The organism is Methylobacter psychrophilus, from assembly GCF_025583945.1.
Taxonomy (GTDB): Bacteria; Pseudomonadota; Gammaproteobacteria; order Methylococcales; family Methylomonadaceae; genus Methylobacter_C; species Methylobacter_C psychrophilus.
The window spans coordinates 96,240-113,580 of sequence record NZ_JAOEGU010000003.1 but is presented as its reverse complement, the minus strand read 5'-3'; the positions used below and the strand labels follow the sequence as shown (position 1 = coordinate 113,580).

Sequence of the window (17,341 nt, the reverse complement as noted above, 5' to 3'; positions counted from 1 at the left end):
TTTAATCATGTTTGAAGTAGCGGATTTACAAGTCAGTTATGGCCAAAGTCAGGTGATTCATGGCTTAAGTTTTAAGGCAGAAAAAAACGAGACACTGGCCATTATGGGCCGAAACGGCATGGGCAAAACGACATTGTTTAAATCCCTGATGGGCATATTGCCCAGTAATGCCTCTAAAACCATGGTCGATGGCGTTAATTTAAACGGTGTAGAAACCTATCAACGTGTTGCAAAAGGACTGGCTTACGTACCCCAGGGAAGAATGATTTTTCCAACCATGACCGTACAGGAAAATATTGAAACGGGCTTGGAAAAATCCAAAACCCGGGAGATTCCCGATGATATTTATGCCTTGTTTCCGGTGTTGTATGATATGCGTAAACGTAAAGGCGGTAATCTTTCCGGCGGTCAACAGCAACAGTTAGCGATTGCACGAGCTTTGGTCACCAACCCTAAAGTGCTCTTGCTGGACGAACCCACCGAAGGCATACAGCCCTCCATTATTAAAGACATTGCCAAAGTCTTAAATGAAATCAGGAAAATGCGTGAGATTACCATTATCGTCTCTGAGCAAGTACTCAGTTTTACCATGGAAATTGCTGACCGTATAATTGTGATGGATAAGGGCAAGTTTATCCATGAAGATAAACGTGGTGAAGTGGATGCCGCGCAAATTAAAAAATATTTGTCGGTTTGACAGAGGGCATGTCTTAACCAACTTTTTATTACCTCAAATATAGAGTCCGAAGTTAATTACTCGACATTACTTTCTGTAGGGCGTGCCGTGCGCGCTTTGAAAGCTAAGGTGTGCACGGCACGCCCTACGTAATTAATTCATGGCTCTAACTCTGACCGTTGGTTTTCAGTCGCAAGGGATCACGGTCAGCTGATACGATTAAAACACTTCAATCCATTGATTCATTTAAATGTTCAGATAATCAGCCATCTTCTGGCTGACACGGTGTTTTTTTTATTACATCAGCCATACTCCAGTCTATCGTCGTTTAATGCACAACAAGTCTTTAACCGCTTTGAACTTCCAAATCCCGATATATATTTTCAGATAAATAATTTTTCTGTCGATAGATACCATCCCTTCAAGGGATGTTACCTATATGAGTTTACAGCGACGGGAATTGGAAATTTTATTTTTGGAAATCTATAGCATCTAACACGTTGTCGTTTTTTACCTTAACCAGTTACCCGCTTTAGTCGCTAATTTATCGCAAAGGCATGCATCAGTAGAACCTTTTTGCCGGTTGTTTTAGGCTAAACGTGAAGTTTTTGCGGTTATTTCAATCAGGTTATCCAGTACCATGAACGTTTCTTTCTGCGGTTACCTCTATTGCCATTCAGTCTTGTCTTTGACTTGTTCAAAACGAACTGCGAATGATGCCGGTATTCTTATTAGAAAAGCCCGTGTGTCCGCATATATTTACACAGTTTCAACTTTAAAATGGTTGTCGATATGTCTATTTCAGACTCCTGCAAGCCAATAACCCCGGTTTTTTTGTTATACGTCAAATAACTAATGAGTCATCTGACGGATTGTGGGAATCGGCTGCAAACTGAATAATCGACTCTGCCAGTTTTGGTGGCATCGCTATTGGGTCGATGTATTTATATTTGAGCTTGTGAGCCAGGGGATTTTAGATGAAAAGTTATATCAAACAGGCAGTCGGTGGCCTAAACACACGAATACTCTGCACAGCCTTGGTAACTGCAATGGCTGCCGGTCATGCATCTTCCGGGTATGCCGGAGCAACTTTCAAAATTGATGATACTAAATGGATTAGTCTTGGTTTAGGCCTGCGTAGCAGCTTTCAAACTGTCGAGGGCGCGGCCGGTAATAACGGCAATAAGTGGAGTAACGATTTCAATCTGGATAATACCCGTTTGTATGTTAACGGACAAATTCATAAATATTTGAAAGTGGAGTTTAACACTGACTGTCAAACGTGTAGTAATGGTGGCGAGCTTCGGGTACTGGATGCGATAGGAAAGGTCGAATACAACTCCATGGTTAATTTATGGGTTGGTAGAATGCTGGTTCCTGCTGAACGCAGGGAGATGAACGGTCCGTTTTACAGTCCTATCTACCAGGTTTATAGTTCCGGTTCGCCGTTTGAGCCTGCTGATTTTAATACAACGATTCAAAATAATGGTACTTCAGCCGGTTCTTTTGGTCGTGATGACGGTGCCACTTTTTGGGGCTCGGTATTTAATGATCGTTTTCAATATGCTATCGGCTTTTTTCGTGGCTTAAGAGGCGGTGCCAACGTTAATGACAATATTCTGTACGCCCAACGGGTATCCTATAATTTTTGGGAAGTCGAGAAAAATCCCGGTTATTACACCTCGGGTACCTATTATGGTAAAGGTGGTGATATCTTAACCGTTGCTGCCAGCAATCAGTATCAGCAAGATGGTGCAGGTCAAGGTGCAACGAGTGTAAATAATGTTGCAATTGCTGCTGATCCGGGTAACTTTCGTGGTACCGGAGTTGATGTGTTGATGGAAAAAGTGCTGCCCAATAATGGCGTGGTTACGTTAAACGGCGAATACAAAAACTATGATATTTCTGGTGGCTATAGTCAAGCTACGCGTAATGCAAATTACCCCAATAGTTTCGCGATGTTTGAAGGTAACTCCTATGATGTCAGCGGTATGTATCTGTTTCCGCAAAAAATCGGTATTGGTTTGATTCAGCCTTATATTCGTTATGTCAATATTATGCCTGACACCAGTTCCAATCGTAATTCTTACCAGGCCGGTGTGAACTACGTCATTGATGGTCATAACGCGGTTGTGTCTTTAAATTATATTTACGGCGACATGGCGACTAAAGGTATTACCAATTATAAATCGAACGTAACAGGCGATAACGTTAACTCGCTTGTTCTTGGCTTTCAATGGCAGATTTAAGGTCTCTTAATTATTCTTTTTGAGTATTATGAGTCGATTATCTTCAGAATCAGGAATATTGGCTATTGCTGGTTCTGAATAAGGCTGATCTTTGTGGCATAATTACGCTAAATTAATGCTGTTTACCCGGTTTATATTTAGCGATGTTCCTAAAAAATAATGAGGTATTTTGATGAAAATTAAATGTTTAGTCATCGTTACCGGATTGTTATTGATACAGTCGCTACCTGTTTATGCGCATACTGGCATCAATGCGGTACTCAGTTTTACTGAGGGTTTATTGCATCCTTTAACGGGTGTTGATCATTTACTGGTTATACTGGCTGTCGGTTTATGGGCAGTACTGCGTGGCAGGCGAGAATTGTGGTTATTGCCGTGCAGTTTTTTGCTGATGATGGCGGCAGGTGCCGGATTATGTTTTGCGGGTTTTACGTTAAGCTCCGCAGAAACTTGGCTGGCTTTTTCGGTTGTCGTATCAGGGTTATTCGTGTCGACAAATTATAAAATGTCATCAGCCGTGGCAGTTACTTTTGTAGCGATATTTGCACTTAGTCATGGTTATATTCACGGTATGGCGTTACAGACAGGAGCTGATGCAGTCGGATATATGGGAGGCTTTCTGTTGACGACGGTATTATTGCAAGGCTTGAGTATTATTATGGGATTATTGCTGTCAGGAACGTCCAGCTTAAAGATAATGACTGCGGGATTTGGTTTGCTGTGTACTGTCGTCGGTACGACCTTACTGGTTGGAGCTTGAGTGGGTGCTTGTAGAATCTATGGATGCCGGATTCGTTAATAGACAAAATACTCCCGTACCTGGTTGGGAAGCAACATTGGAGCTGGGCTTTGAGCTCGGCAACGACAAGACTGTTCTGGCGCATCGTCGCCATCATGGTCCGTTAACCGTACAACGACCGTTTTATCCTGAGGGCGGCGTTTGTCATCTGTATTTGTTGCATCCGCCAGGTGGCGTAGTGGCAGGTGACAGCTTGACGATCACTATAACTGCCGCCGCCAACAGCGCAGCACTGGTAACAACGCCAGCCGCCGGCAAATTTTATCGCAGTACCGGAGAACTGGCCCGGCAATCCGTTACCTTGTCAGTCGCGGCAGGTGCCGCTTTAGAATGGTTGCCACAGGAAACCATTATTTATGAAGGTGCACGGGTCGCATCAGAGCTTCGTGTTAACCTGGAGACTGATGCCCGCTTTATTGGCTGGGAAGTTCTCGTTTTGGGTCGTCCTGCCGCCAATGAAGGTTTTACAGTGGGTGAAGCCTGCATGAGTTGGCAGATTTTTCGTGCCGATGAGCTTTTTTATCGGGAACGTTTAAAGCTGGATGCCCAGGCCTTTGCTGCGCGTTGGGGGCTGAACGGACATTCCGCTTGTGGGACAATGTTCGCCTGTCCCGCTTCAATCGTGCAGTTGGAAGCGGTGCAACAACTTATTGGCGAGACGGCCGGGCGCGGTGTTACGTTAATAGACGATCTGCTGATCTGTCGGGCTCTTGATATCAGGGCCGACCGGTTACGCGGATTTTTTCAGCAGGTTTGGGCCGCGTTAAGGCCCGACGTTTTGCAGCGTAAGGCTTGTGAGCCGCGTATCTGGGCAACCTGACCAACCAGAAAAGGATAATTAATGCATTTAACACCACGTGAAAAAGACAAACTACTGATTTTTACCGCCGGATTGTTGGCTGAACGACGTAAAGCCCGAGGGTTAAAGCTTAACTACCCCGAAGCCATTGCCTATATTACTGCAGCAATTATGGAAGGAGCCAGGGATGGACGCACGGTTGCCGAACTAATGGAATTTGGCCGCACTTTGCTAAATCGCGATGATGTTATGGACGGTATCGCTGAAATGTTACCGGATGTGCAGGTAGAAGCAACCTTTCCGGATGGTACCAAGTTGGTTACGGTTCATAACCCCATTGAATAGCAAAGTAGGGCGCACCATGTGCGCCAAAGACGATAATAGGCACCCACTTAAGCCGGGACAGATACCATCCCTTCAAGGGATGTTATCTGTAAATTCGTCCAGCTTTAAATTGGTAGCCATAATAATGACTATAAAAGACTAGGAGCACAGCCATGATACCTGGAGAAATTATCCCTGCCGAGGGTGATATCGAGCTGAATGCAGGTTGCGCAGTTATCACGCTGGTTGTCGCCAATAGCGGTGACAGGCCAATACAAGTCGGTTCACATTACCATTTTTTTGAAACCAATCCGGCGCTGTATTTTGATCGGGACAAAACACTGGGCTTCAGATTGGATATACCTGCTGGTACCGCTGTCCGTTTTGAACCGGGACAGTTTAGGGAAATACATCTGGTACCCTTTTCAGGGTTACGCCGTGTTTACGGTTTTCGTCAGGCAGTCATGGGCGAACTAAAGGAGTCCGTATGAGCAGAATCAGCAGGCAGGCTTATAGTGATATGTTTGGCCCGACTACCGGCGATAAAGTGCGCCTTGGCGATAGCGGTTTGTTTTTACAAGTCGAAGCGGATCGTACGATTTATGGAGAAGAAGTTAAGTTTGGTGGTGGCAAGGTTATCCGCGATGGTATGGGGCAAAGCCAGGTTGATTCCTCGGTGGCGATGGATTTGGTTATCACCAATGCATTAATTGTCGATTACTGGGGTATTATCAAAGCGGATGTTGGTATCAAGAATGGCCGTATTGCCGCTATAGGCAAGGCCGGTAATCCCGATATCCAAAACGGTGTTGATATTGTTATTGGCCCCGGTACCGAGATTATTGCCGGTGAAGGGCAAATTTTAACCGCAGGTGGCGTTGACGCACATATCCATTTTATTTGTCCACAGCAAATAGAAGAAGCCCTTTCATCCGGCGTTACCACGATGATTGGCGGTGGCACCGGGCCTGCGACCGGTACTAATGCGACGACCTGTACGCCCGGGCCCTGGAATATTCAGCAGATGTTGCGTGCGCTTGACGGTTTTCCGATGAATTTTGGTTTGCTGGGGAAGGGTAACGCCAGTTTGCCGGCTGCGTTGGAAGAACAGGTTCGTGCCGGTGCCATGGGTTTAAAATTACATGAAGATTGGGGCACCACGCCGGCGGCGATTGATTGCTGTTTGTCGGTAGCCGAGCGTTTTGATGTACAGGTCGCGATTCATACCGATACCTTAAATGAATCCGGTTTTGTTGAAGATACTATTGCCGCTTTTAAAGATCGTACGATTCATACCTACCATACGGAAGGTGCCGGTGGCGGTCATGCGCCGGATATTATCAAAGCTTGCGGCTTGCCTAATGTGCTACCGTCGTCAACCAATCCAACGAGGCCCTTTACGATTAATACGGTAGATGAACATCTGGACATGCTGATGGTGTGCCATCATCTTGATCCCGGTATCCCCGAGGACGTGGCTTTTGCCGAATCACGCATCCGCCGCGAAACCATAGCGGCGGAAGATATATTGCATGATTTGGGCGCTTTCTCGATGATTTCATCGGATTCCCAAGCAATGGGCAGAGTCGGTGAAGTGATTATCCGTACCTGGCAGACAGCGCATAAAATGAAACTGCAACGCGGCAGTTTGCAGGAAGATTCTGCAAACAACGATAATTTTCGCATTAAACGTTATATCGCCAAGTACACGATTAATCCGGCGATTAGTCATGGTATCTCGCACGAAGTTGGTTCGATAGAAGTTGGTAAGTTGGCCGATCTGGTGTTATGGAATCCGGCTTTTTTCGCCGTAAAACCCAGCCTGATTATCAAAGGTGGTTTGATAGCATTAGCGGCCATGGGCGATGTCAATGGGTCAATTCCAACGCCGCAACCGGTACATTATCGCCCGATGTTTGGTTCGTTCGGTGAGACTGCATCGGCCACATCGATGATTTTTTTACCACAAGCTGCTATTGATGGCGGTGTTTCAGAGGCTTTGGGCTTGCGAAAACGCGTTGGTGTTGTTAAAAATACCCGCAATATCGGTAAAAAAGATTTAGTGCATAATCACTACCAGCCCACTATCGAAGTGGATCCGCAAACTTATGCGGTGCGTGCCGACGGGCAGTTACTCACCTGCGAGCCGGTGGCTGTTTTACCGTTCGCACAACGCTATTTTCTGTTTTAAGAAAATCCTCCAAATTTTAAGCAGTGAAAAATTTTTACTTCAATGCGGTTACCAACCAAGCCGGGACAGATAACTTTCCGGGAACGCCGAGCCCCAGCTCGGCACGGTATAGTCAAGCCGATTACTGACTACGCCGAGCTGGGGCTCAGCGCTCCCGGAATCAATAGGCCAGTTTTATTTATCTGTCCCACTTTAATTGGTAGCTCTTCAATGGATACTTCTCTAATGACCACTATGTTGAAATTGACCGAACTTGCCCCACCAGAAACCCAGGCTGACGATGTTCTGACATTGCCTTTTGAGTATCGCCAGAAAAGCCGTTTACCTGCTCGCACTGATGGCGGCGTGGCCGTCGGTGTATTCTTGCCGCGTGGCCATCGTTTGCGCTCAGGCGTTATTTTGACCGGGACAGAGCGCTTTAAAGTGCTGATAAAAGCGGCTCCGGAAACGGTTTCGGTAGTGTGCAGCGATGATGCCCTGCAATTTGCACGTGTTTGTTATCACTTGGGTAATCGTCATGTCGCCTTACAGATTTTACCGGGTGAGCTGCGCTATTTGAGTGATCATGTTCTGGATCACATGGTTGAGGGCCTGGGTTTGGTAGTGGCGCACGATATTATGCCGTTTGAACCGGAAGCCGGTGCTTATCATAGTCATGATTAATGATCTTGCCCTGCTGCGCTTGTTGCAACTGATTAGTCCGGGCTTGCCGATTGGCATGTACAGCTATTCACAAGGGTTGGAGCGTGCTATTGACGATGGCTTGGTGACCAATGCCGATGAGGTCCATGAATGGCTTGAAGGTTTACTGGTGCATGGCATGACGCAGCTTGATCTGCCGGTCATGGCCCGCTTGTTTGATGCCTGGACATTGGCTGATAACGCGGCTGTTGTCCGGTGGAGCAAAACCTTGAACGCTTGCCGCGAAACCTCTGAATTACGTGCTGAAGACCGGCAAACCGGGCAGGCCCTAGCACGGTTGCTGGTTGCGCTGGAGCTGGACGAGGCGCAAGTGTGGTTACGCAAGCCGGAGGCAACACTCGCCACTTTATTTAGTCTCGCCGCAGTGCGCTGGGCTATTCCAAAACGTGAGGCCGCTATTGGTTACCTGTGGAGTTGGTTGGAAAATCAGGTATTGTGTGCCGTTAAATTGGTGCCATTAGGTCAGGTTGCCGGTCAGCGCTTATTAATTGCGCTGGCATCCAGTCTACCGGAACAGGTTAATCGTGCGTTGCTGCTGGCTGATGATGACATTGGCGGCAGCGTGTTTGGTTTGGCCTTGGCCAGTAGCCGGCATGAAACACAATATTCCAGATTATTTCGTTCTTAAAGAGAGTTAATGATGAGTGATAAACAGGTACTTCGGGTAGGTATAGGCGGGCCGGTAGGTTCGGGGAAAACGGCGCTGGTCGATGCTTTGTGCAAACGCATGCGCGATCAATTTGAAATCGGCGTGGTAACCAATGATATTTATACCCGTGAAGACCAGCAATTTTTGATTCGCAGCGAGGCCTTGCCGGAAGACAGGATTATTGGCGTGGAAACCGGCGGCTGTCCGCACACGGCAATCAGGGAAGATGCCTCAATGAATCTTGCGGCCGTTGATGAGCTTTGTGAGCGCTTTGATAATCTCGATTTTATTATGGTGGAAAGCGGTGGTGATAATTTAAGCGCAACTTTTAGTCCAGAGCTGGCTGATCTAACTATTTATGTGATTGATGTCTCGGCAGGCGATAAGATACCGCGAAAAGGCGGCCCAGGCATTACCCGCTCTGACTTGCTGGTGATTAATAAAATTGATTTGGCGCCTTATGTCGGTGCTTCTTTGGAGGTTATGGATCGTGATGCCAAAAAAATGCGCGGTGAGCGACCGTTTGTATTTACAAATCTTAAAACCGGTTTAGGGCTGGAAACCATTACTCAATTTATAGTTACTGCGGGTATGTTGAGCGCCGTAGCATAGTGTCTTAAATGAAGGTTTCCCGCTAGCAATCATAAGCTATATTGCCATTCTGAATTGATGATAAACTCCTCGCCGAAGTGAAAAACCTCGACGACTTTTATCAAGCCTTTTCTGGAAATAACTTATGAATAAACCGCAGCCTCCAATAACACCTCCGCAACCGGTTACTTTGGGACAAGCCTTTTGGTATTGGCTGAAGCTCGGTTTTATCAGTTTTGGCGGGCCGGCCGGACAGATTTCCATCATGCATCAGGATTTGGTCGAACAAAAGCGCTGGATTTCAGAAAAGCGGTTTTTGCATGCCCTTAATTACTGCATGTTATTACCCGGGCCCGAAGCGCAGCAGTTGGCAATTTATATTGGTTGGTTGATGCATCGCACTTGGGGCGGGGTAATCGCGGGGCTGCTGTTTATTTTACCTTCGTTGTTTTTGTTGATCTTGCTAAGCTGGATTTATATGCGTTTCGGTGAGGTGCCGGAAGTCGCCGGTGTACTTTATGGCATCAAACCAGCCGTCACGGCTATCGTGCTGTTTGCTGCGCATCGAATTGGCTCGCGTGCTTTAAAAAATTGGCTACTGTGGGCTATAGCGGCCTTGTCTTTTTTGGCCATCTTTGTCTTGCATGCGCCATTTCCGTTAATTGTCTTGCTCGCTGCTTTATTGGGAGCTCTTGGTGGGCGCATCGCTCCGCAAAATTTTACCGTCGGCGGTGGACACGGGGCCATTAAACACAGTTTTGGTCCTGCTTTGATTGATGACGATACACCGGTTCCTGAACATGCCCGGTTCCGTGGACTGCATCTGTTGAAAATTGCAGGAGCAGGATTATTTCTGTGGGCTGGCATGATGGGATATTTGTGTGGGCAATACGGCTGGAATGGAGCGCTGACACAAATGGGCTGGTTTTTCACCAAGGCCGCGTTGCTGACTTTTGGCGGTGCTTATGCGGTATTGCCTTATGTTTATCAGGGCGCAGTAGAGCATTACCATTGGTTGAGTGCCACGCAAATGATTGATGGTTTGGCGTTGGGTGAAACCACTCCCGGTCCATTAATTATGATTGTCACTTTTGTTGGCTTTCTGGGCGGATGGAATCAGTTGCCCTTTGGCCCTGATGCAGCTTTAATGGCGGCTGTTGTCTCGGCGCTTGTGGTGACCTATTTTACTTTTCTACCCAGTTTTTTATTTATCCTCGCGGGCGGTCCGCTGGTGGAATCCACTCATGGTAATTTGAAGTTTACTGCGCCGCTATCGGCGATAACGGCTGCCGTAGTGGGCGTTATTCTTAATCTTGCCGTATTTTTTGCCTGGCATGTATTCTGGCCGCAAGGATTCTCAGGTCGATTTGATGGCATTGCCGCACTGATCGGTGCGTTTGCCTTGCTGGCGCTGTTACGGTTTAAGGCAGGCGTTATTCCTGTCATTGCCGTTTGTGGAGCTATGGGCTTACTCATCTTGTTTATCAATCCTTGGTTAGCCCGGTAAGGTATTTCTTTTGTTCACTAAAACAGATATAACTATCGAATAATATCATTTTATTAAATGGATGCCATGATTTATTATTTGTACATTAGACGCTATTGATGATGAATTATCTGTTTGTGTAATTTAAATTCGATGGTTTTTAGGTGAAATATTAAAGCGTTATTGCTTGGCAATAATGTCTTGGGTAGAATCGATAAGCTGCTTTACACGCTTGACAAAACATAACGTGTACAGTACTTTAACCTAAAATTACAAGCTGACCGGACAACCGGAAGCCAGTGAGTCTATAATGACCACTGGCTTTTTTTTGGCCAAAATTTGGCTATAATCAGCTTGATAATTAAATCACAGGAGACTTTTATGTCACATTGGTACGAAGATAATTCTCACTCCATAGGAAATACACCGCTGATTCGGCTTAATCGTATCACTGATGGAGCCTCGGCTACCGTGCTGGCAAAAATTGAAGGACGTAATCCTGCTTATTCTGTTAAATGCCGGATTGGTGCCGCGATGATCTGGGATGCAGAGCAGCGTGGCTTGCTCGGGCCGGGTAAAGAGCTTGTTGAGCCCACGAGTGGCAATACCGGTATTGCGCTGGCCTTTGTTGCCGCCGCGCGAGGCATGCCATTGACCTTAACCATGCCGGAAACCATGAGTCTGGAGCGTCGTAAATTGTTGATTGCTTATGGTGCCAAACTGGTTTTGACGGAAGGAGCCAAAGGCATGAGTGGGGCCATCGCCAAAGCCGAGGAAATTGCCGCTTCCGATCCTGAGCGTTATGTTTTATTGCAGCAGTTTCAAAATCCGGCCAATCCGGCTATTCATGAGCGAACCACCGGACCTGAAATCTGGAACGATACCGATGGCGCGATTGATATCTTGGTATCCGGTGTGGGTACTGGTGGCACCATTACCGGCATTACCCGTTATATCAAACAGATAAAAGGTAAGGCGATTATTGCAATTGCGGTAGAGCCGACTGCCAGTCCGGTACTGACCCAGTTTCGTGCAGGTGTGCCGCTTAATCCAGGTCCCCATAAGATTCAAGGCATCGGCGCGGGCTTTGTTCCTGGTGTGCTGGATCTTTCCTTGATAGATGAAATCGAGCAGGTGACCAACGAAGACGCTATCGAATATGCACGGCGTCTTGCCAGGGAAGAAGGCATATTGGCTGGTATTTCCTGTGGCGCAGCCGTTGCTGTGGCAATACGTGTTGCCAAGCGACCTGAAAATGCCGGTAAAACCATCGTTGTGGTGTTACCGGATTCAGGTGAACGTTATTTAAGCTCGCCGCTGTTTGAAGGTATTTTCGATGCCAGTGGTTTGGCTGCATGAATGATATTACCCATTTAAATGGTAAGTATGATTGGGGTATTGATACCCTGGTTGCCCAATTACGTGATTTACGCGTGCAATCGCTGGAAACCCGAAGTCGACGCGATAAACCACCCAAATTGCCTTCACGAAAAGAGCTTCAAATCATATTGGAGGGCTTGAGTGCGGTATTGTTTCCAAATCGTCTGGGACTGCCTGATCTTAATGACGAAGGCATCGATTACTTTGTGGGACATACCCTTGAAACCCTGTTACGCGAGCTTTATAAGCAAATTCGCCGTGAATTACAGTTTATTTCCGGACATGAGGGTGTCGACAAGGTCGCTAATGAGCAGGCAATTAGTATTGCCCGTCAGTTTGCCGCCCGGTTGCCCACGGTAAGGGCATTAGTTGATACCGATATTCAGGCGGCTTTTGAAGGTGATCCGGCAGCAAGAAGCCCGGACGAAGTACTGGTTTGTTATCCCGGTATTACGGCCATTATTCATCATCGACTGGCGCATATTCTTTATCAATTGGGTGCGCCTTTGGTTGCCCGCGTTATCGCAGAAGTTGCCCATTCCGCGACGGGGATCGATATTCATCCCGGTGCACAAATAGGTGAGAGTTTTTTTATTGACCACGGTACCGGTGTTGTTATCGGCGAAACCGCCGTCATTGGAAGACATGTTCGCGTGTATCAGGCCGTAACTCTGGGTGCCAAACGCTTTGAAAAAGATGATAACGGATTGCTGGTTAAAGGTAATGCACGGCATCCTATTGTTGAAGATGATGTTGTCATTTATGCCGGTGCTACCATTCTGGGTCGTATCACGATTGGTCACGGCTCGACCATTGGCGGTAATGTCTGGCTTACCCATAGCGTAGCCCCTGGCAGTAATATCACCCAAGCCTATGCCCGTAGCGAATTGTTCCATGGCGGAGCCGGAATATAACGTTTTTTTCTCAAAACTATTGTATGAGAGATTACCGATAGAAAGCCTGGCAAAAATACCAGGTTATCCGACAGGGCATCAATCGATATATTGCGTGATGTCAAAGTATTTTTCGACTTTAAAAATGGAATGAGCCCTTTTATTATAGTGAAAACTTTGCGCTTGACAGTGAATGTTAGGAATTTCATTATTCTCTTTAATTTCTGATCTCGGGATTAGAAATAACACACTATTTATAACCACCACCACCACAACAGGAATAAAGTCATGACCGATATCCATGAAGCCCATACCGCACTAGGCGATGTCGCTGCGCGTACCTTAGCGAATGCCACCAAAACCGTACCTATGTTATCAACCATCACGCCACGATGGTTGGTGCATTTGATGCAATGGAAACCGCTTGAGGCAGGTATTTATCGCGTTAACAAAGTTAAAAATGAAAATGAGCTCTTTGTTGATTGTTCCAGCCTTGATGAAAAAGAACTGCCCCAAACCTTTGTTGATTACGAAGAATGGGGTCGTGAATACCGCTTGAATGCCGTTAATACCGTACTTGACGTGCATACCCGTATTTCTGATTTATACAGTAGTCCGCATAACCAAATCCATGAACAGTTGCGTTTGACTATCGAAACCATTAAAGAGCGCCAGGAAAGTGAGTTGATTAACAATGCTGAATATGGCTTGCTTAATAATGTGGCACCCGCGCAGGTAGTACAGCCCGTTAAAGGTGGCAATGGCGCACCGACTCCCGATGATCTGGATGAACTTATTTCTCGTGTTTGGAAAGAACCGGCGTTTTTCCTGGCGCATCCCAAAACTATTGCTGCTTTTGGACGTGAATGTACCTTCCGTGGCGTACCGCCTGCAATCGTCACACTGTTCGGTTCGCAGTTTTTGACCTGGCGTGGCTTGCCGTTGATTCCTTCTGACAAAGTCAGAATTGTTGACGGTAAAAGCAAAATAATATTGTTACGCACCGGTGAAAGTCGTCAAGGTGTCGTGGGTCTTTATCAACCTAACCTGACCGGTGAGTTGAGTATGGGCCTTTCAGTCCGATTTATGGGCATTAATCACAAAGCGATTGCCTCTTATCTTATCTCTCTGTATTGCTCGCTGGCGGTGTTGACTGATGATGCGCTCGGGGTACTTGAGAATGTCGAAGTGGGCAAGTACCATGAATACAAGTGAATTTGATCAAACCAATTTAGTGCCACAGGGTTTTACCGAAAATTCAGGTGTCGCAGGGCTGCCTGATGTCGATTATTTAACCAAGCTTGCCAACGAGCTGTTTTCAGCGCTACCTTGTGATGGTTCACGACTGGGTATTGGGGCATCTGCAGCGCCTGGCGGACCAGTTTCACCGTTGGCTGGTCCGGGCAATTCCGGGGTAGCCGGAATTGCCCCGCAGGGTCTTGGTTTGCCTGGCGAGGTGGAACTGCGGCAGTTATTTGCACCGCGTAAGTCGTCTTTCGAGAGCGTTCCTGACAGTCTGGATACGGGATCGGTTTTAGGTAATACGCCTGCCGGTTTGCCCTCATCTTTTGCAGGTCTGGACAAAGCCGTCTTGTCGGGTATTTTTCCGCATGATTTTGGCTTGCCCAGTGAAGCTGAATTGCAAAAGTTGTTGGTTTCGCATACGCCTTCTGAAAGTATTGGTACTGCCGGTATTCCGACATCGGTGCCGGCTCAAGAGTTGATTGGCGAACCGCTGGAAGCTGTTGAAAAACCAGCGGATACAGCTATTTCACCGCAGGTTTTTGAAACCGAATTGCAAAAGCTTTTTGCTGCCGGTACAACGACAAGTGGCTCGATTCCGGGTATTCCGGTTACTACGGCAACGCCAGGTTTGACAAGCTCCTTTGCCAGTCTGGATGCTTCACTGATTGCGGGTCTTTCACCCGAGATCTATGGCTTGCCGGGCGAAGCCGAGTTGCTAAAGTTTTTCGCACCGTTGCCTGCGCCTTCCTCAAGTACTTCGGAAAGCGCAGGGTCGGGCTCAGCATTTTATTTTCTTGATGAGTTGAAGAGCGGTGGTTTTAATGCGCCAGCTCTGGGTTCTGCGCATCCACCTTTTGATGTGCATGCGGTACGCCGCGATTTTCCGATTCTACAAGAGCGTGTTAACGGTTATCCGTTAGCGTGGCTGGATAATGCGGCGACAACCCAAAAGCCGCAAGTGGTGATTGATCGGGTTTCGTACTTCTATGAACACGAAAACTCCAATATTCATCGTGCGGCGCATGAGCTGGCGGCGCGGTCTACCGATGCCTATGAAAAATCTCGTGATACAGTTGCGCGATTTCTCAATGCACCTTCTGCAGAAAATATCATTTTTGTACGAGGTACTACGGAAGGCATCAATCTGATTGCACAAAGCTGGGGGCGACAAAATTTGGTTGCCGGTGATGAGATTATCATCACTTGGCTTGAGCATCATGCCAATATTGTACCGTGGCAACAACTGACCGAAGTTACCGGTGCAATATTGCGTGTTGTACCGGTTGATGAAAGCGGTCAGGTATTGCTGGGTGAATATCAGAAACTGTTGAGTTCACGCACTAAACTGGTCTCGTTTACCCATGTTTCCAATGCTCTTGGCACCGTTACGCCAGCACAGGAAATTATTGCCATGGCCCATCGTGTTGGTGCCAGGGTTTTATTGGATGCCGCTCAGTCTGTTTCACACTTACAGGTTGATGTGCAAGCGCTTGATTGTGATTGGTGTGTATTTTCCGGACATAAGGTATTTGGTCCAACCGGTATTGGTGCTGTCTATGGCAAGGCCGAGTTACTTGAGTCCATGCCACCATGGCAAGGCGGCGGTAACATGATAGCAGATGTCACTTTTGAAAAAACGGTCTATCAACCTGCGCCTGCCCGTTTTGAAGCCGGTACCGGTAACATCGCTGACGCGGTAGGTTTGGGAGCGGCGCTTGAATATCTGACCAAAATCGGTATCCATAATGTCGCGCGTTATGAGCATGAGTTGCTGGTTTATGGAATGGAGGCGCTTAAAAGCATTCAAGGCTTGCGCTTGATTGGTACGGCTCCTGAAAAAGCCAGTGTGTTATCGTTTGTACTGGCCGGTCACAGCAATCAGGATATTGGCGTCGCTTTAAATAAGGTAGGTATTGCTGTTCGTACCGGCCATCATTGCGCACAACCCATCTTGCGTCGTTTTGGACTGGAAAGTACGGTACGTCCTTCGTTGGCGTTTTACAACACTTACGAAGAAATTGATCGATTGGTTAGTACTGTTAAAAAGATACAGGGCGGTCAAATCATTTAACCGCTAGTTGCATTTTGTGGTTCCCATAGTTTATATGGGAACCATGATGTCGCAATGTTTTTTAAAAAACTTTCACCACACCCATAAAACCAGTATTAGTCGCCATTTTTAGAATGGCTGCGTATTTGCTGATTAGTCATTCAGCTACGCATCGCTTATCTGTTTATTATGCCAAGGCTTGTAACGGTTCTGTAAATTGCAAATTAAAAGTTTCAGCCACAGCAGGATAAGTCACTTTACCTTGGTAGGTATTAAGGCCATATTGCAATGCCCGGTTTTTACGCACAGCGTCCAGGCCGTCATTGGCAAGATGTAGTATATAAACTGCGGTTTGATTATTAAGGGCAAAAGTACTGGTGCGTGGGACAGCGCCAGGCATGTTGGCGACGCAATAATGCACGACGCCATCAACTTCATACGTTGGATTGCTATGGGTAGTCGCATGGGTAGTTTCTACGCAACCGCCTTGATCGACCGCCACATCAACGATTACCGAGCCTTTAGGCATGGTTGGCAGCATGTTTCGGGTAATTAACCAGGGTGCGCGTCCACCGGGGATTAACACCGCACCAATCACCAGATCGGCTTCGCAGATAACCTCTTCAATATTATATTCATCACTGATGCGTGTTTGTAATTGCCCGCGATAAATATCATCCAGATATTTTAAGCGATCATGGCTAATATCCAGCACTGTCACTTGTGCGCCCAGGCCAACAGCAACCCGTGCGGCATTGGTGCCGACAATACCGGCACCCAAAATAACAACATTAGCGGGAGCCACGCCGGGAACACCGCCCATTAATACACCCCGACCACCATGGGATTTTTGTAAGTAGGTTGCACCTACTTGCGTTGCCATGCGCCCGGCAACTTCACTCATGGGGGTCAATAACGGTAGTTGTCCGGTTTCCGTTTGCACGGTTTCATAAGCGATTCCTGTCGTGCCGGCGGCTAATAGGGCATCGGTAAGGGGCTTGTCGGAGGCCAGATGCAGATAGGTAAATAAAATCAAGTCCGGGCGCAGATAGCGATATTCAGAAGCAATCGGCTCTTTTACTTTAACGACCATTTGTGCCGCCCACGCATCTTCTGCGAAAGGCACAATTTCAGCACCGGCGGCCTGATATTCTTCATCGGAAAGTGAGCTGCCGATACCGGCTCCACTTTGAACCAGAACTTGATGGCCGCGGCGTGTCAAAGCCTTGACTGCACCCGGCGTCATGCCGACGCGATTTTCGTTATCTTTAATCTCTTTGGGTAGTCCAATGCGCATGGTATGGCTC

16 protein-coding genes are annotated in these 17,341 nt (G+C 47.2%); 15 read left to right on the top strand and 1 reads right to left on the bottom strand.

From position 1 onward, the window contains the following. Positions 1–7: 7 nt before the first annotated feature. From urtE to N7974_RS02570, 15 genes are all read left to right on the top strand, one after another. Complete coding sequence (gene urtE / locus N7974_RS02640; protein WP_243220900.1) at positions 8–697, top strand: urea ABC transporter ATP-binding subunit UrtE; 690 nt, start codon at positions 8–10, stop codon at positions 695–697. A gap of 956 nt (positions 698–1,653) precedes the next feature. Continuing rightward, positions 1,654–2,925, top strand: coding sequence for a hypothetical protein (locus N7974_RS02635; protein ID WP_262964130.1), 1,272 nt, complete (start codon positions 1,654–1,656; stop codon positions 2,923–2,925). Positions 2,926–3,097: 172 nt separating this feature from the next. Further along, a complete protein-coding gene (locus N7974_RS02630; RefSeq protein WP_262964129.1) occupies positions 3,098–3,685 on the top strand; it encodes a HupE/UreJ family protein in 588 nt (195 codons plus the stop codon). Between the two features lie 4 nt (positions 3,686–3,689). Continuing rightward, complete coding sequence (locus tag N7974_RS02625; RefSeq protein ID WP_317451578.1) at positions 3,690–4,544, top strand: urease accessory protein UreD; 855 nt, start codon at positions 3,690–3,692, stop codon at positions 4,542–4,544. Positions 4,545–4,565: 21 nt separating this feature from the next. Further along, on the top strand, positions 4,566–4,868 hold the full coding sequence (gene ureA, locus N7974_RS02620; protein ID WP_262964128.1) for an urease subunit gamma: 303 nt from the start codon (positions 4,566–4,568) through the stop codon (positions 4,866–4,868). A 152-nt stretch (positions 4,869–5,020) separates the two neighbouring features. Continuing rightward, positions 5,021–5,338 (top strand): urease subunit beta, encoded by a 318-nt coding sequence (locus N7974_RS02615; protein WP_262964127.1) that lies wholly within the window; start codon positions 5,021–5,023, stop codon positions 5,336–5,338. Then, entirely contained in the window at positions 5,335–7,038 is a 1,704-nt protein-coding gene (gene ureC / locus N7974_RS02610; protein ID WP_262964126.1) for an urease subunit alpha, read from the top strand. The genes N7974_RS02615 and ureC overlap by 4 nt, the downstream gene beginning before the upstream one ends. A gap of 225 nt (positions 7,039–7,263) precedes the next feature. After that, entirely contained in the window at positions 7,264–7,701 is a 438-nt protein-coding gene (gene ureE, locus N7974_RS02605) for an urease accessory protein UreE (protein ID WP_317451577.1), read from the top strand. Continuing rightward, a complete protein-coding gene (locus N7974_RS02600) occupies positions 7,694–8,368 on the top strand; it encodes an urease accessory protein UreF (protein ID WP_262964199.1) in 675 nt (224 codons plus the stop codon). Before ureE ends, N7974_RS02600 begins: the two co-directional genes overlap by 8 nt. Positions 8,369–8,380: 12 nt before the next feature. Further along, complete coding sequence (gene ureG, locus N7974_RS02595) at positions 8,381–9,001, top strand: urease accessory protein UreG (protein WP_262964198.1); 621 nt, start codon at positions 8,381–8,383, stop codon at positions 8,999–9,001. Positions 9,002–9,125: 124 nt separating this feature from the next. Next, positions 9,126–10,487 (top strand): chromate efflux transporter, encoded by a 1,362-nt coding sequence (gene chrA / locus N7974_RS02590; RefSeq protein WP_262964125.1) that lies wholly within the window; start codon positions 9,126–9,128, stop codon positions 10,485–10,487. 360 nt (positions 10,488–10,847) lie between these two features. Next, positions 10,848–11,825, top strand: coding sequence for a cysteine synthase A (gene cysK / locus N7974_RS02585; protein ID WP_262964124.1), 978 nt, complete (start codon positions 10,848–10,850; stop codon positions 11,823–11,825). Beyond that, entirely contained in the window at positions 11,822–12,760 is a 939-nt protein-coding gene (gene epsC, locus N7974_RS02580) for a serine O-acetyltransferase EpsC (RefSeq protein ID WP_262964123.1), read from the top strand. The genes cysK and epsC overlap by 4 nt, the downstream gene beginning before the upstream one ends. Positions 12,761–13,027: 267 nt before the next feature. Continuing rightward, positions 13,028–13,954, top strand: coding sequence for a family 2A encapsulin nanocompartment shell protein (locus N7974_RS02575; RefSeq protein ID WP_262964122.1), 927 nt, complete (start codon positions 13,028–13,030; stop codon positions 13,952–13,954). Next, positions 13,941–16,055, top strand: a complete 2,115-nt coding sequence (locus tag N7974_RS02570; RefSeq protein WP_317451575.1) for a family 2A encapsulin nanocompartment cargo protein cysteine desulfurase — start codon at positions 13,941–13,943, stop codon at positions 16,053–16,055. The genes N7974_RS02575 and N7974_RS02570 overlap by 14 nt, the downstream gene beginning before the upstream one ends. A gap of 166 nt (positions 16,056–16,221) precedes the next feature. Here N7974_RS02570 and ald read toward each other — a convergent pair whose 3' ends face one another. Continuing rightward, positions 16,222–17,331: an alanine dehydrogenase gene (gene ald / locus N7974_RS02565; RefSeq protein ID WP_262964121.1), complete on the bottom strand. Its 1,110-nt coding sequence runs from the start codon at positions 17,329–17,331 to the stop codon at positions 16,222–16,224. Between the last annotated feature and the right edge of the window lie 10 nt (positions 17,332–17,341).

Bases quoted from the DNA above. Each gene is read 5' to 3' on its own strand.
- N7974_RS02570 (WP_317451575.1), top strand. From the start codon at position 13,941: ATGAATACAAGTGAATTTGATCAAACCAATTTAGTGCCACAGGGTTTT.
- N7974_RS02635 (WP_262964130.1), top strand. From the start codon at position 1,654: ATGAAAAGTTATATCAAACAGGCAGTCGGTGGCCTAAACACACGAATA.
- urtE (WP_243220900.1), top strand. From the start codon at position 8: ATGTTTGAAGTAGCGGATTTACAAGTCAGTTATGGCCAAAGTCAGGTG.
- cysK (WP_262964124.1), top strand. From the start codon at position 10,848: ATGTCACATTGGTACGAAGATAATTCTCACTCCATAGGAAATACACCG.
- N7974_RS02600 (WP_262964199.1), top strand. From the start codon at position 7,694: ATGATTAATGATCTTGCCCTGCTGCGCTTGTTGCAACTGATTAGTCCG.
- epsC (WP_262964123.1), top strand. From the start codon at position 11,822: ATGAATGATATTACCCATTTAAATGGTAAGTATGATTGGGGTATTGAT.
- N7974_RS02615 (WP_262964127.1), top strand. From the start codon at position 5,021: ATGATACCTGGAGAAATTATCCCTGCCGAGGGTGATATCGAGCTGAAT.
- N7974_RS02630 (WP_262964129.1), top strand. From the start codon at position 3,098: ATGAAAATTAAATGTTTAGTCATCGTTACCGGATTGTTATTGATACAG.
- ureG (WP_262964198.1), top strand. From the start codon at position 8,381: ATGAGTGATAAACAGGTACTTCGGGTAGGTATAGGCGGGCCGGTAGGT.
- ureC (WP_262964126.1), top strand. From the start codon at position 5,335: ATGAGCAGAATCAGCAGGCAGGCTTATAGTGATATGTTTGGCCCGACT.
- ureA (WP_262964128.1), top strand. From the start codon at position 4,566: ATGCATTTAACACCACGTGAAAAAGACAAACTACTGATTTTTACCGCC.
- ureE (WP_317451577.1), top strand. From the start codon at position 7,264: ATGACCACTATGTTGAAATTGACCGAACTTGCCCCACCAGAAACCCAG.
- N7974_RS02575 (WP_262964122.1), top strand. From the start codon at position 13,028: ATGACCGATATCCATGAAGCCCATACCGCACTAGGCGATGTCGCTGCG.
- chrA (WP_262964125.1), top strand. From the start codon at position 9,126: ATGAATAAACCGCAGCCTCCAATAACACCTCCGCAACCGGTTACTTTG.
- ald (WP_262964121.1), bottom strand. From the start codon at position 17,331: ATGCGCATTGGACTACCCAAAGAGATTAAAGATAACGAAAATCGCGTC.